The organism is Mycobacterium sp. (genome assembly GCF_032159765.1).
GTDB lineage: Bacteria > Actinomycetota > Actinomycetes > Mycobacteriales > Mycobacteriaceae > Mycobacterium.
The window spans coordinates 21,642-35,433 of the sequence record NZ_JAVHWM010000082.1 but is presented as its reverse complement, the minus strand read 5'-3'; the positions used below and the strand labels follow the sequence as shown (position 1 = coordinate 35,433).

The 13,792-nt window shown below is 64.8% G+C and carries 16 protein-coding genes; 8 read left to right on the top strand and 8 right to left on the bottom strand.

All coding sequences use genetic code 11. The features are described from left to right. Nucleotides 1-338 precede the first annotated feature (338 nt). On the bottom strand, nucleotides 339-653 hold the full coding sequence (locus tag QOH60_RS09310; RefSeq protein ID WP_526419404.1) for a hypothetical protein: 315 nt from the start codon (nucleotides 651-653) through the stop codon (nucleotides 339-341). Nucleotides 654-963: 310 nt separating this feature from the next. On the opposite strand from QOH60_RS09310, the gene QOH60_RS09305 reads away from it, so the two are divergent. Then, on the top strand, nucleotides 964-1,332 hold the full coding sequence (locus tag QOH60_RS09305; RefSeq protein ID WP_526419402.1) for an STAS/SEC14 domain-containing protein: 369 nt from the start codon (nucleotides 964-966) through the stop codon (nucleotides 1,330-1,332). A 3-nt stretch (nucleotides 1,333-1,335) separates the two neighbouring features. Here the strand turns inward: QOH60_RS09305 and QOH60_RS09300 are convergent, their stop codons facing one another. Both QOH60_RS09300 and QOH60_RS09295 read right to left on the bottom strand, forming a co-directional pair. Next, nucleotides 1,336-1,701 (bottom strand): hypothetical protein, encoded by a 366-nt coding sequence (locus QOH60_RS09300; RefSeq protein WP_526419400.1) that lies wholly within the window; start codon nucleotides 1,699-1,701, stop codon nucleotides 1,336-1,338. An 82-nt stretch (nucleotides 1,702-1,783) separates the two neighbouring features. After that, nucleotides 1,784-2,467, bottom strand: a complete 684-nt coding sequence (locus QOH60_RS09295; RefSeq protein WP_526419398.1) for an ANTAR domain-containing protein — start codon at nucleotides 2,465-2,467, stop codon at nucleotides 1,784-1,786. Between the two features lie 131 nt (nucleotides 2,468-2,598). Here QOH60_RS09295 and QOH60_RS09290 point away from each other — a divergent pair, with 131 nt between their 5' ends. Genes QOH60_RS09290 through QOH60_RS09275 form a run of 4 tightly spaced genes read left to right on the top strand, consistent with a single transcriptional unit; the run spans nucleotide 2,599 to nucleotide 6,735 of the window. Continuing rightward, nucleotides 2,599-4,452, top strand: a complete 1,854-nt coding sequence (locus QOH60_RS09290) for a hypothetical protein (protein ID WP_526419414.1) — start codon at nucleotides 2,599-2,601, stop codon at nucleotides 4,450-4,452. Nucleotides 4,453-4,454: 2 nt separating this feature from the next. Next, nucleotides 4,455-4,607 carry a hypothetical protein gene (locus QOH60_RS09285; RefSeq protein WP_526419397.1) on the top strand — a complete coding sequence of 51 codons (153 nt, stop codon included), beginning with the start codon at nucleotides 4,455-4,457 and terminating at the stop codon, nucleotides 4,605-4,607. Further along, nucleotides 4,604-5,938, top strand: coding sequence for a hypothetical protein (locus QOH60_RS09280; RefSeq protein WP_526419395.1), 1,335 nt, complete (start codon nucleotides 4,604-4,606; stop codon nucleotides 5,936-5,938). Before QOH60_RS09285 ends, QOH60_RS09280 begins: the two co-directional genes overlap by 4 nt. A 2-nt stretch (nucleotides 5,939-5,940) precedes the next feature. Next, a complete protein-coding gene (locus tag QOH60_RS09275) occupies nucleotides 5,941-6,735 on the top strand; it encodes an adenylate/guanylate cyclase domain-containing protein (RefSeq protein ID WP_526419393.1) in 795 nt (264 codons plus the stop codon). Here the strand turns inward: QOH60_RS09275 and QOH60_RS09270 are convergent. Beyond that, nucleotides 6,711-8,150 (bottom strand): MFS transporter, encoded by a 1,440-nt coding sequence (locus tag QOH60_RS09270; protein WP_526419391.1) that lies wholly within the window; start codon nucleotides 8,148-8,150, stop codon nucleotides 6,711-6,713. The genes QOH60_RS09275 and QOH60_RS09270 overlap by 25 nt on opposite strands. A gap of 64 nt (nucleotides 8,151-8,214) precedes the next feature. Beyond that, nucleotides 8,215-9,027: an alpha/beta fold hydrolase gene (locus tag QOH60_RS09265; RefSeq protein ID WP_526419389.1), complete on the bottom strand. Its 813-nt coding sequence runs from the start codon at nucleotides 9,025-9,027 to the stop codon at nucleotides 8,215-8,217. Nucleotides 9,028-9,081: 54 nt separating this feature from the next. On the opposite strand from QOH60_RS09265, the gene QOH60_RS09260 reads away from it, so the two are divergent. Beyond that, a complete protein-coding gene (locus QOH60_RS09260; RefSeq protein WP_526419387.1) occupies nucleotides 9,082-9,657 on the top strand; it encodes a TetR/AcrR family transcriptional regulator in 576 nt (191 codons plus the stop codon). Here the strand turns inward: QOH60_RS09260 and QOH60_RS09255 are convergent. Both QOH60_RS09255 and QOH60_RS09250 read right to left on the bottom strand, forming a co-directional pair. Next, nucleotides 9,632-10,234, bottom strand: coding sequence for a GNAT family N-acetyltransferase (locus QOH60_RS09255; RefSeq protein ID WP_526419385.1), 603 nt, complete (start codon nucleotides 10,232-10,234; stop codon nucleotides 9,632-9,634). The two genes, QOH60_RS09260 and QOH60_RS09255, sit on opposite strands and share 26 nt — an antisense overlap. Beyond that, a complete protein-coding gene (locus QOH60_RS09250) occupies nucleotides 10,231-10,662 on the bottom strand; it encodes a hypothetical protein (protein WP_526419383.1) in 432 nt (143 codons plus the stop codon). Before QOH60_RS09250 ends, QOH60_RS09255 begins: the two co-directional genes overlap by 4 nt. A gap of 117 nt (nucleotides 10,663-10,779) precedes the next feature. On the opposite strand from QOH60_RS09250, the gene QOH60_RS09245 reads away from it, so the two are divergent. Then, a complete protein-coding gene (locus QOH60_RS09245; RefSeq protein ID WP_526419381.1) occupies nucleotides 10,780-11,223 on the top strand; it encodes a cupin domain-containing protein in 444 nt (147 codons plus the stop codon). A 97-nt stretch (nucleotides 11,224-11,320) separates the two neighbouring features. Beyond that, nucleotides 11,321-13,000, top strand: a complete 1,680-nt coding sequence (locus QOH60_RS09240; RefSeq protein WP_526419412.1) for an NAD-binding protein — start codon at nucleotides 11,321-11,323, stop codon at nucleotides 12,998-13,000. Here the strand turns inward: QOH60_RS09240 and QOH60_RS09235 are convergent. Beyond that, nucleotides 12,978-13,748, bottom strand: a complete 771-nt coding sequence (locus tag QOH60_RS09235) for a VOC family protein (protein WP_526419379.1) — start codon at nucleotides 13,746-13,748, stop codon at nucleotides 12,978-12,980. The genes QOH60_RS09240 and QOH60_RS09235 overlap by 23 nt on opposite strands. Between the last annotated feature and the right edge of the window lie 44 nt (nucleotides 13,749-13,792).

Sequence of the window (13,792 nt, the reverse complement as noted above, 5' to 3'; positions counted from 1 at the left end):
GGCCTGACCCTCATCGGTTCAGGCGCGTCGTCGACGAGTTCCACGATGGCCCGCGCCGCGGCACAGCCATCGGCGGATGCGGCACCGAAAACCGCGAACGCCGGCATCTCCAAGGTGTCTGCGAGTGGATTAGCAGCGCAGCCCAATTCCAAAACGACCCAACGGATTCCGGAGATATCCAGACACGAGCCAACGAAGCCTCATGACAAGCCGGCGATTCGTAGGCTTCTCGGCTGGCTAACTCATCACCTGAACGTGCCCCGCAAGGCGCGGCCGACGACTGCGAATCACACCGGCCATGATGAGTGACGTTTGCCTCCGCTGATACGCATCGGCGGCTAGCGTCGTTTGCCATGACGCAGCAAACGGGAGATGGCCGCCGTCGAACTCGCGGCGTTATCGGCACCATCCTGACGGTCGTCGTGGCGCTGGCCTTGATCGGATACGGCGGCTACGACACCTGGCAGCAGCATTCCGGCACCGCCGCCAAAGTCCACCTCACAAAGTGCCGGCATCGGGTTACCAGCCGCGGGTCTGGTTGGCTGGAAACCTGCGACGGCACATGGCAGCGCGACGACGGAACGAAACAGACGTTGACCGTCCACGATGTACCCAAGGGAAGCGCTGGTACAGACATAGACGTCCGTATTCACGGAAATAGCGCCTATGCGAACTCGTTTTGGGGGGACCCGCGCCCCTCCTCGGGGGAGTTGTTCTTCTGGGCATCATGCTTTTCTTCCCGCTCCGGCGGCGCATGCGCCGCCGTTCGTCGGATTACGGCTACGGCACTGCTGGTCCCGGGTAGCCGCAACGGTCCCAGGCCAGCTCGTCCGCCTCGAGTCCGCTCGAAAGTTACGTTATGGCGGTCGTCACTCGCGTTTTGTCTACGTAGCGTCACTTTCGGCGAGAATGTCGGTGTCCGGCGCCAGGATCCAGCTATGAGCGAGGTGTGAAGGAAACTCAATGATCGAAATGCTGAAAGACATGCCGGAGGGAGTGACCGGGATCAGCGTCTCGGGCCGCGTAGCTGGTGATGACCTGCGCGACTTCAAGCCGGTGATGGACGAGGCGTTGAAGTCTGGCGAGATCAGGATCGTCGAGGTCATCGCCGACGATTACGAAGGTTTTGGCCCGGGAGGGTTGGTCGAGGACCTCAAGCTTGGCTTCGGTGCCCTCTTCCAACATCATTCGGACTTCAAACGCATCGCGGTGGTATCGGATAAGGAGTGGGTCGCTCACACGCTTCATGCACTCGCGTGGATGGTCCCAGGCGAGCTGAAAATGTTTCGCCTCGACGAGCTCGACCGTGCCAAGAAGTGGGCTGCCGGCTGAGGGCTACAGGCCGGGCAAGCAGTTGACGAACGGTATGAGCCCGGGGCACTGCTCGAAGATGTTCGGCGGATTCGCCGGCGGCGGAGGCGGCGGGATCGGCGTCGGAAACAGATTCGGCCCTTCCCAATAGCGGGCAGGTGCGTGGGTTCGCACGTCGTAGTCGAACCAATAGGTATGGCAGATACTCATGTCCCACACGAGTTGGTCGTCCGGTCGCGGCGGATCGTTCGGCAGCGGTTGCCCCGGGCACCATTGGAAGGGGCCGTAAACGTAGGCGTGTGCGGTTCCAGCGCCCAGCCCCAATCCAGCTAAGCCCAACCCACCGGCCACCAGCGCCGTCGTCGCCAAGCGCACAGCGTGCCTGTTCATGTGTGTCCACCCCTCGCCAGGTCTTCCCCGACCAGGTGTGCAACGGTGCCGGCGGCACCTTGGAGGATTCTTGCGGCGCAGGTCAGGTCGACGAATCGACCACGCTCTGCGCGATGTCCACGAGTTTGGTGTTGCTCGTCTGCGACAGCTCGCGCAGCATCTCGAACGCCCGCACCGCGTCGACCTTGTAGCGCTCCATGATGATGCCCTTGGCCTGCCCGATCAGGTCGCGGGACGTCAGCGCCGACTCCAATTGCTCGCCGCGGCGGCTTGCCAGGATCGCTGCGGCCGCATGCGCTGCCAGCACCGACCCGACGGCCTCGGATTGCGAGTCGAATACGTGCGGCTCGAACCCGAAAAGGTTGAGTGCTCCGGCGGTGGACTCGCTGGTGTACAGCTTGAACGACAGCCCACTGCGAATGCCGAGCTTGACGACGCTTTGCGCGTAGCGCGGCCAGCGCTGCTCCCCCTCGAAATCCTCGGTTCGGACAATCAGCTCATCGATCGCCGCCTCGACGCACGGCCCCTCTTGGAATACCTGCTGCAACCGGTCCAACTCACCAGCAAGATCCGACGTACCCGCGTGCGTCTCGAACTTCCCCCCCTTCGAGATCAGCAGCACGCCTGCAACATCAACACCAGGGATGATCTCGAGCGCAGTGGACGTAACGCTTTTCAGCACGTCATCGACGCTGCTGGGTGCAGCGACTCGCCGAGCCAGCTCTGCCATCTTCTCGGCGAGGCCGTGCTCGCGGTCGTCCGTCATGCCGTCCACCCCTTCACACTTGCCTAGAGTTGGCCACTTTGCCAGAGTCAACGATCGTTGGTTTCAAGAGCTGTTACCGGCGGTACCCGGTAAGCCATACTCAGTGCGTGATCAACGGGGAGTTCGCAAACATGTCGATATTAGCTGCGACGTCCGAGGGCGGGGGAGCCGCGCTCGACCAGGTCATCGGCCTCAGTGCAGTGGCGGCGGTGGTGATGGCCCTGCTGCTCTGGGTCGGCTATCTACACCGCAAGCGAAAGATCACTTGGCTCAACAGGCTGGCGGAGGTGTTCGCCCGACGCTTCAAGCGACCGGTCTGGGTGGCGATGCCCGTGGGCTTGTTCATCACGATGATCATCGTCGCGCTGTTCGGCTTCATCTGGGACGTGAGCCTGCACATCGGCAAAGGCCGCGATCCCGGCCCGCTGGCCAACCCGGCGCACTACTTCATCATCATCGGCCTGTTCGGGATCTTCGTGGCGGGCATGCTCGCGATAGTCCTGCCGTACGACAAGCCCGGTCCAGCCGCGGTGCGCATCACCAAGACCTGGTACGCACCCGTCGGGGGCATCCTGATGGCGGGCTGTGGGCTGTATGCATTGTTCGGTTTCCCCCTTGACGACGTCTGGCACCGTCTCTTTGGGCAAGACGTCACACTTTGGGGGCCAACACATTTGATGATGATCGGCGGAGCGGGCTTCGCGACGCTGACCGCGTTGTTGCTGGAGCACGAAGGACGGATGGCGACCGCGCCAGAGGAGCAACGCAAAGACGGTGTCGGTATCAAGTTCGTGCAGTACTTGGGTTTCGCCGGAATCGTCATCGGCATGTCGGTGTTCCAGATCGAGTTCGATTTCGGTGTGCCGCAATTCCGGCTGGTGTTCCAGCCGATGCTCATCGCGGCCGCGGCGTCTCTCGGTCTGGTTGCCGCGCGGATGATGCTCGGGCGTGGGGCGGCGATCATCGCGGCTGTCGTGGCGATCGGTCTGCGCGGTGGCGTGGCGCTGATCGTGGGGCCGATTCTGGGCGCACCCATCAACTGGTTTCCGCTGTACCTCGGTCCGGCTGTAGTGGTCGAGTTGATCGCGCTGACCCCGCTGATGAAGCGGCCCATCGTGTTCGGCGCCGTCAGCGGGCTGGGGATTGCCACACTGGGTCTGTTCCTCGAGTCCTTGTGGATTGCCAACGTTTACTACTACCCATGGCCGACGAGCATGTGGGTGGAGGCACTTGCGATGGCGATCCCGGTGGCCGTCCTCGTCGGCATGTGCGGCGCGATGCTCGGCATGGTGTTCACCGGCCAACCATTGCCCAAGCGGGCCATCGGCATCGGAGTCGTGGCGGCGACCGTGCTCGTAATCGGCGGTGCCACCGTCAACGGCCTGCAGTACACGGTGCCCGACGAATCCACGCAGGCGACGATCAAGTTGCACGAGGTGCCGAACACCGGTCGCCACATGTTCACCGCGGACGTGCAGCTGTATCCCGACAATTTGGTCAGTGAGGACCCCGAATGGGTGTCCATACTCGCGTGGCAGGGCGGCATCGCCAACGATCGCGGGATCGTCATCGACAAACTCAAGGCGGTCGGACACGGCCGTTACGTCTCGACCAAACCCATCCCGCTCTGGGGCTCGTGGAAGACGCTTCTGCGCGTGCAGGACGGCAAGACGATGGCGGGCGTCCCGCTCTATCTGGCGGCAGACCCCGGAATCAACAAGCCCGCGGCGGGCGTCGCCGTTCGACAGCTCGGTTCCGACAACATCAAGGACATCTTCGGCACCGCGCATTTCGTCCCGGAGATCACCGTGCTGCAGCGCGAGCGCAGTTTCGATCACGGCGCGCTGTGGCCCATCGGCGGTGCCGTGGTGCTGGTCTGCACGCTCGTCCTGATCGCAGGTCTGACATGGGGCGCCGGCCGAATCAATCTGCGGGACAAGGAAACCAGCGCTGAAACCGAGGACAGTCCGCACGTTCAGGTCTGACTATGCACAACGAGATCGTCGCCCACCACGCCCTCCTGCTGGCGATACCGGCGTTCGTCCCGGCGGTGGCCGTCGTCGGCGTCGTGCTGTGGGTGGCCGTGCGGGACCGCCGAGACGAAGCGAATTCATCTGACAAGGAACATCATCCGCAATGACGGGGCACGACGCCGTGCTGGCGCACGGCATCGGCGGCTCCACTGATCTTCCTGTCCCCCTAGGCTATGCGCTTGTCGGCGCGGCGTGGGCGCTGACGTTCACGTTCGCCGTCGTAGCGCTGGCCTGGCGCACACCACGGTTCGATCCCGCCAAACCGGGCCATCCCCTGCCGAATTGGCTCACCCGGGTCGTTGACTCCACCGTCACCCGCTGGACGGTCGCGGCGCTGGGGCTGGTTCTGACGGTGTGGGTGCTGGCTGCGGGTTTCTTCGGTCCGCAGAACAGCAAGAACGCGCTCCCGGGGGTGTTCTACGTGCTGCTGTGGGTGGGGCTGGTCGCCGTCTCTCTTCTCGTCGGCCCGTTCTGGCGGCCTTTTTCGCCAATGCGGACGCTGTACCGAATGACTCTGTCGCACTTACGATTCCAGCGTGCTACCTACCCAGCTTCACTGGGTTACTACCCCGCCGCGTTCGGCCTGTTCGCGTTCGTTTGGCTGGAACTGGCCAGCCCTGACCCCGGCTCGCTGTTCGCGATCAAGCTGTGGCTGCTGGGGTATGCCGCCGCGATGTCGCTGGGAGCTGCCGTGTGGGGCACGCAGTGGTTTGCGCGGGCGGATCCATTCGAGGTGTACAGCGTCGTGGTGTCGCGGCTGTCGCCATTCCGCCGTAACGCAGAGAACCACCGCATCGTCATCGGCAATCCGTTCGACCACCTGCCGTCGTTGCCGGTGCGACCCGGGATCGTTGCCGTGCTTGCGGTGTTGCTCGGCTCGACGGCGTTCGACAGCTTCTCCCAGACGCCTGGGTGGCGCACTTTCGTCGGCGACATCTCGGGGCACTCTTCACTGGTCACCACGCTCGTGAAGACGTGCGGGCTCGCGGTCTTCGCGCTGGTTGTCGCCGTGACGTTCTCGTCGGCCGCGTGCGCCACCGGCGGCGTCGACCGGCAAGAGCGCCGCGCGCTGCCTGGGCAGATGGCGCACTCGCTGATCCCGATCGTGGTGGGCTACATCTTCGCCCACTACCTGTCTTTTCTCGTCGAACGCGGGCAACAGACGATGATCCTGCTCGGCGATCCGCTGGGCCGTGGCTGGAATCTGCTGGGCCTCAGCCATGCTCACGTTTCCTACGTGTTGTCGATGCATCCGTCCGTGCTGGCCACGATCAAGGTGGCATGCGTGGTGGCCGGCCACATCGCCGCGGTGATCGCCGCGCACGACAAAGCCCTGCGACTTTTACCCAAAGGCCACCAGCTGACGGGACAATTGGCGATGATGCTCGTTATGGTCGGCTACACGTTCACCGGTCTCTACCTGTTGTTCGGCGGCTAGCCATGCCCCACGTCGTGCTCTGGGTGGTTATCGGCATCGCCGTCGCCGAGGCCGTCGGCCTAATTACGCTGTGGGTCCTGCTTACCCGATCGCGCGCTGAAGCCGACGAGTTGCGCAGCCGCGTCGACACCCGCCAGCAGCTCATCACCGGTGGGCGCGGAGCCGTCAAAACGCTCTGGCAGACCGCGAACGTGATCCGCAAGGAGGGCTTTGGTGCCGCGGTGCGCAGTTCGATCGAAGAGCTGGCAGATTGGGCCGAGGTGGAACGCCCCGACCTCGCCCGACTGACACCGGACGGCAACGTCGTGATCCTGTTCTCCGACATCGAGGAATCGACGGCGATGAACGAACGCATGGGCGACAAGGCTTGGGTGCGACTGCTCGGCCAGCACGACAAGCTCGTTCGCAAGCTCGTCAACAACCACCACGGCCACGTCGTCAAGAGCCAGGGCGACGGTTTCATGGTGGCCTTCGCAGAGCCGCAGCAGGCCGTCGGCTGCAGCGTCGACATGCAGCGGGCGCTCGCCAAGCACGCAAAAAGGCCGGGGACCAACGGTATTCGCGTGCGGATCGGCATTCACATGGGCAAGTCGGTGCGGCGCGGCGACGACCTGTTTGGCCGCAACGTCGCCATGGCCGCACGGGTAGCAGCCGAGGCCGACGGCGGGGAAATCCTGATCAGCGAACCGGTCCGCGATGCGGTTGCTGACGACATCGATGTCGGACCGCCGCGCGACGTCGAACTCAAGGGCTTCGGCGGCAGTCACCGGCTCTACCCCGTCGATCTGGCCGCGTAGCCCGCGGGTGGGGCGCCCACCCGATCGCGGCACTGCGCAATCGCTTGATCGGCAACCGGTTTCGGCTTGGCGGGATTGCGGATCCCGATCGCGGCGACGATGCCGCCGAGTGCGAACATTCCAGCGCTGACGATGGCGAGCCTGCGGAAGCTGACGTAGTCCAATATGCCGCCGGCGACCGTCCCCGCTAGGGCCACGGCGATCAATCCCGCGATGCGCGACACGGCGTTGTTGATAGCCGACCCGATGCCGCTCTGCGACGGGTCGACCGCGGCCAAGATCGCCGACGTCAACGGCGTCACCGTCGTCGTCATCCCCAGCCCGAAAAGCACGAGCCCCGGAAGCAATTGGGTCCAGAAGTCGAAATGGCCCGCAGCGGGTCGCATGATCGCGAATCCCGTACCGGCAAGCAGTGGGCCGAGTGACATGAACAGCCGCGGGCCGACCCGGGCCGCCAACGCACCGACGCGGGCGGCAAGCAGAAACGACAGCACCGGCAATGGCAGAGTCGCGAGGCCGGCCTGGGTGGCGGTGAAGCCCGCGACCTCCTGCAGGAACAGCGTGACAGCCAGCATTCCAATCGAAAGCGCGGCATAGATGAACGCGGTCTCCAGATTGCCGACCCCGAAGTTGCGGATCGCGAAGAGGTGCATCGGCAGCATCGGGTGCTCAGCATGGAATTCCCACCAGACGAACGCCGCGAGGCTGACGACTCCCGCACCGAGTGACACCGCGACCGCTGGGTGGGATAGCCCGAGCCGTTGCAGTTCGATCAGCGCGAACACCGTCGCGGCCAGGCCCGCTGCGCCGAGGACGGCGCCGACTACGTCGATGCGAGCGTGACTGGCAGGGGGCTCTCTCACCTGCAGACCGAACGACAGCACGAACGTCGCCACGGCCGGAACCGCCGAGAGGACGAAGATCCATCGCCAGTTCAGCAGGTCCACCGCGAGTCCGCCCAGAAGCGGCCCGGCCACGAACGCGGTTCCCGTCCACGCCGTCCAGGTGCCGATCGCCTTCGGCTGCTCGTCGTGGCTGAACGACGAGTTGATCAGGGCGAGCGAACTCGGCACGAGGAACGCGGCGCCCACGCCCTGGACCAGCCGGGCGGTGATCAGGATCAAACCCGATGGCGCCGCCGCGGCCAGGGCCGAGCCCGCACCGAACGCGACAAGGCCCCAACGGAGAACCGGAATGCGGCCGAACATGTCCGAGATGGAACCGGCCACCAGGATCAGCGCGCCAAGTGCCAGCAGGTACGAGTCGACGATCCACTGCTGCAGGGGCAGGCCGCCGTGCAGATCGCGGGCGATGGCCGGCAATGCAAGGTTGACCACGGAGCCGTCAAGGAATGCGACGAACGACGACAGGATCGCGACCAACAGCACCCGTCGATCGCCGCCGATGGCCGTCACCTCGTCAGTATGCGTGCCTACCCGCCGCGAGACAGAGACCAGCGTCGTGATTCGCCGAGATCTCCTACATGGAATTCCATTTCGCGGCGGAGGCATCGATGGATTCCAGGAACGGGTTGACCAGGCGCAGGAAGCCGCCAGGCTCGGAGGAGAACACCACGTGTCCGGTGTCCAACATGTGCAGCCCGGAGTGTGGTATCGCCTTGTGCGTCGCTTCTCCGATTCGCGCAGACAGCGTGGGATCGCGGTCGCCCCAAACGATTAACGTCGGCGCGGTGATCAGATGTGCGCGGGCACGCAAGTCGTACTCCGGTGTGCTGAAGCTCCTCCACATCGACGCCGCGGTGTGTACACCCTCCCGGTTCCGGGCCCGGGCGGTCACGTCCTCGACGATGCGTTCGTCGCTTTCCGTTCGCGGCTTCATGTAGGCCTTCACGAATCGCGGCAGCACCCGGCGGGCCACCGACTCGGTGCCCATGATGCGGCAGAACGCCCTCGTGGGCAGCGTGTTCGGCACGAACCCGCCGGTGTTCACCAGCACCAGGCCGGCAACCAGCGAGGGTCGCGTGATCGCAAGCCGGGCGGCCGCCGATCCGCCTACCGAGTTGCCAATCAGCACAATGTCTTTCAACCCCAGCGCGTCGACGACGTCCTCGAGCACGTCAGCCAGCAACGGGCCGGTGATGTTCTCGACGAACTCGGACTCGCCGTGGCTTGGCCAATCGACCGCGATCACGCGGTGATGCTCGGCAAGCGAGTCCACGACGGGATCGAAGTCGTGGCGATCGTGCAGGGTCGCGTGAAGCAGTACCACGGGCCGGCCCGCACCGGTCTCCTCATATGCGACAGCTCCGACGCGCGTGGTCACCGTGGACATACCCTCACCTCATTTTCATTGACCGACCGGTCAGTCAACGTTAGCCTCGTGGGCATGACGAACGCAACCGTGTCCAGTCGACAGGCATCGGCCGCCCGCACCCGGCTCGCGCTGATCGATGCCGGTCTGCGGCTGGCCGAGCGCACGGGGTTGACAGGGCTGTCGATCAACCTGCTAGTCGAGGAGGCGCAGGTGTCGAAGGGGACGTTCTTCCACCATTTCGGTGACCGGGCGAGTTATCTGCTTGCGCTGCATCGTGAATTCCACGACCGCCTGCTGTCCGAAATCCAGAGCGCCACCTCAGACATGCCCGCGGGCCGGGACCGCCTGATCACGTCGGCCGCTACGTACCTCGACGGCTGCCTGCGCGACCGGGGGGTGCGGGCGCTACTGCTCGAGGCCCGCGCTGAGCCCGCGACCGCCGAGGAGATCGGTACCCGCAATGCCAGCACCGCGCGGATCGTGGAAGCCGACTTCAAGGCCATGGGGTGGCGCCATCCGCTGGCATGCGCGCAGCTGTGGATCGGGATGACGGCAGAGGCGGCGCTGTTGGAGCTGGCGGCAGGCAAACGCACCCCCTCGGTGCGTGCAGCGCTGGCGGGGTTTACTCAGGAGGCGCGTACCGACTGAGCCGAAATGTCAAGTGGCTCCTGACGGCTGGCCATTCATGGTCGAGAATCGAATACACCACAGTGTCGCGCCGAGACCCGTCCGGGAGAATCTGGTGGCTGCGCAGCACACCGTCGCACTTCGCGCCGAGCTTCTCGATCGCGGTGCGGCTGGTGAAGTTGAAGAAATGCGTGCGGAACTCGACCGCAACACAATTCAGTGTGTCGAATGCATGGCCGAGCATGAGCAGCTTGGTCTCCGAGTTGACACCTGTGCGACGTGCCGACGCCGCGTACCAGGTCGCCCCGATCTCGAGCCGGCGGTTGTCGCCGTCGACGTTGAGGTAGCTCGACGAACCCACGGGTGTGCCGTCCAGCCTGCGTACCAAGTACGTCAGCCCACCGCTGTCCTGCAGCGCCAGCATCCGGTTCACCCACTCGGCGGCCGTCTGCGGCGACGGCGCCATGGTGAACCACAACTGGCCCGGGTCGCCATCGCTTGCCGCCCAGGCGATTTCGGAGACATGGTCAGCGCTCAGCGGCTCGAGTCGCACCCACTGCGCACCGACAAGATCCACCGGTGCGACGAAGCGGCTCACGTCGGGGTCCGCGTCATCGACCAGGCGGTCAATACCCCCCACACCGAGCACACCACCGCGAACACGGTCGCGACGGCAGCGATGTAAAGCCCGAAAGCGGCGCCGACGGGTGGGTGCACCTTCTGGAGGTAATACACGATCGTCAGCGCGCCAATGGACAGCGAAAGCACCAGTGCCGCAAGAGAAGAGATGCGGACGGACAGGTTGCGCGCCGTCATCGCGCCTGCCACGATCAGACCCGACGCCAGCAGTACGATCAGCTGGCCGGAATCGAACTTGCCAAGCGGCAAAATACTGCCGAAGGTACCGCCCATCGCGTTGGAATGGCCTCCCCCGCCAACGGTCGTTGTGCGCCAGGGAAACCATCCGCTGACGGAGATCACTGTGGCAAACAAAACCACCAGCCAACCTGGGCGCAGGCGGGTCATGGTGGCACCCTAGCGGTGGTTCGTCGACTCGCAGCAACGGGATCGCCGCGATTCCTCCATCCGGCATTACTGTGAGACTTCGCGACAGGTTTCACGAGAGTCGGAAGAGGGGCACCCATGGCCGAGATTCCGGACTGGGCGCGCAGGCTTGGCATGTCCCCACACCCGGAGGGCGGCTGGTTCGTGGAAACGTGGCGCAGTGATGTGACGATTCCGCAGTCGGTCCTTCCGTCCGACTACACAGGTCCGCGCAGCGCCGGCACCGCCATACTTTTCTTGCTCATGGCCGATCAGCAGTCGGCATGGCACACCGTACGCAGCGCCGAACTCTGGCTGTATCACCGAGGCGGCCCGCTGCTGCTCGAAGTCGGCCGCGAACAACACACGGCCAAAACACATCTGGTGGGGCCTGATTTTCATGCCGGACAGCAGCCGCAGGTGGTGGTGCCGGCGGGCTACTGGCAGCGGGCGCGTCCGCGCGACGACGAGCCGTGTTTGGTCAGCTGCATCGTCGTGCCGGGATTTGACTACGCGGACTTCGCGTTGGCCGCGGACAGCTGACCGAAATGCGCGCGTCGTCAGCAAGCTGTCAGAAGGCTGAGTAGCCTTACGCAGGGTGCGGGGCCACATCATCGTCCACGGCGACGACGCGTTGGCAATGCGTATCGTCGAGGAGCTCGACAGCGCCGACGCGTCGGTTGTGATCGCGGCTTCTGCCGTCGATCTGAAGTCCGCCGGGGTGGCTCAAGCCAGCGCCGTCATCTGCGTGGACGACGACGACGCAACCAACCTCGAAATCGCGCTGTTGGCCCGGGAAGCCAACCCGGACGTCCGCGTGGTGGCCCGGCTCGCCAACAGTGTGCTGCGCGAGGCCGTCGCAGCCGGCAACGGACCGGGCGCGATCCTCGACGTCGCGGATCTGGCTGCCCCCGCGGTCGTCGACGCCTGCCTCGCGCGCACCACCCACACGTTCGAGGCGGCAGGCACCCGTTTTGTCGTCACCGGCACCGAGGCCCCGCGGTACGCGTCATTGCGTGAGATCTACGGAGACTTGGCGCCTGTTGCGGTCATCCACGGCGACAACTCCCCCAACCCGGGCGCGGTCGTGGCATGTCCTGGCCGCGACGAACAGGTACGTGTCGGGGACTGGACCGCGATGATCGGCACCGCCGACGAGCTCGCCGCCCGCGGGATCAAAATTCCGAGGCAACAAACCGGGACGAAGGTTCGCCGCCCGCCGATCCGCCGGGCGCTGGACAATATCCGTTCGTTTCGCGACAACATCAACCCGATGTTTTTTCGCTCGGTGGCAGCGGCTCTGACGCTGCTGATCGTTTCGACCCTGGTGCTCCGCTATAGCTACCACAAGCCGGGGATGTCCTTCGTCGACGCGCTTTACTTCTCGACGGAGACGATCGCGACGGTCGGGTACGGTGATTTCAGCTTCCAGGACCAGCCGACCTGGCTTCGGCTGTTCGGCATCGTGCTGATGTTCGCCGGCGTCACCACAACGGCAATCCTGGTGGCGTTCATCGCCGACGTATTGCTGTCGCGCCGTTTCGCCTACTCCTCGGGACGCAGGAAGGCGCAGCACCTGCGGAACCACATCGTCGTCGTCGGCCTCGGGTCGTTCGGGATCCGCGTGGTCACAGACCTCTATGCCGCCGGGTACGACGTCGCCGTGATCGAGCGCGACGACAACAACCGCTTCCTGTCGACAACGGCCGATCTGGAAATTCCGGTGATCTTCGGCGACTCGACGCTGAGGCAGACGCTGGAATCGGCTCGCGTCGAAGTGGCTCGCGCGGTCGCGATCTTGACGCAGGACGACATGGCCAACATCGAGACCGGGATCGTGCTCCGCGAGATGTTCGGCCCGCGAACCATGCCGGAGGTGGTCCGGCCTGATGTGCCAATTGTGATGCGGCTCTACGACCGTGAGCTCGGCGCGGCGGCAGCGCAACGTTTCGATTTCGACCATGTACGGTCCACCGTCGAACTGGCGACGCCGTGGTTCATCGGCGCGGCCATGGGACTGCAGGTGATCACCACGTTTTCGGTCGGCCAGAGTTCGTTCATGGTCGGCGCGGTGAAGGTCGAGCCGAAGTCTGAACTCGACGGCATCAGGATGTTCGAAATGTCAACGCAGACAAGGGTGTTTGCGATCACTCAGGGCGACAAGCCGGCCCAGCTGCACCCGCGACGAGATACGCGGCTGACGGCGGGCGACACCGCTTATCTTGTTGGCCCGTACCGGGAACTGCTGGCCACCCTGCGCAAGGGTCAGCGTGCCCAGCAGCCCGGGGACGGACCGGTCAGCGCAGCGAAGACAGGTTGAACACCGCGCCGGTGGGGTCGCTGACTTGAGCCAACCGGCCATACGGGGTGTCCTGGGCGGGCCGCAGTACCTTGCCGCCGTTCTCTGCGACCAGCTGCAGCGTTTTGTCGACGTCGTCGGCGCCGAGGTACACCGCCCAGTACGACGGCACGCCCTCAGGCAGGAAGCTGGTACCGTCCATCACTCCGATGAGCGGCTCTCCATTGAAAACGGCTGTTGTATAACGGAATTCGTCGGTGTCGGAGACAGTATCGGTGGTCCAGCCGAGGACAGTTCGGTAGAACTCGAGGTTCTTTGCGAAGTCGCGGGTGGTCAGCTCATGCCAGACAGGTGCGCCCGCCTCGCCGACGACTTCGAAGCCGCGGTGCCCGGTCGGCTGCCACAATCCGTACGCGGCACCGGCGGGATCGGTTCCCATTGCCATCCAGCCCTTTTCGGCCACCTCCATCGGCTCAATGCATGTTGTTCCGCCAGCAGCGACCGCCGCCTTCGTCGTCGCCTGGATGTCAGCAGTGTGGAAGTAGATGGTCCACCCGTCCGGGGCGTTCCACTGCGGATCGTTGGCCATCATCCCGGCGACCATGCTGCCGTCCTTGGACGCGTTGATGTAGCCGCCGTAGTCGGGGCCGGGCGACTCGAACGTCCAGCCGAACACAGTGGTGTAGAACTCTTGAGCCCGGTCGACGTCCGAAGAGGACAGGTCGATCCAGACAGGGGCGCCAAGCGGGGCGGTGTAGTCGGTGGTCATGGGGATTCCTTTCACGGTTTTCGATACAGACAGCCGACGACGGG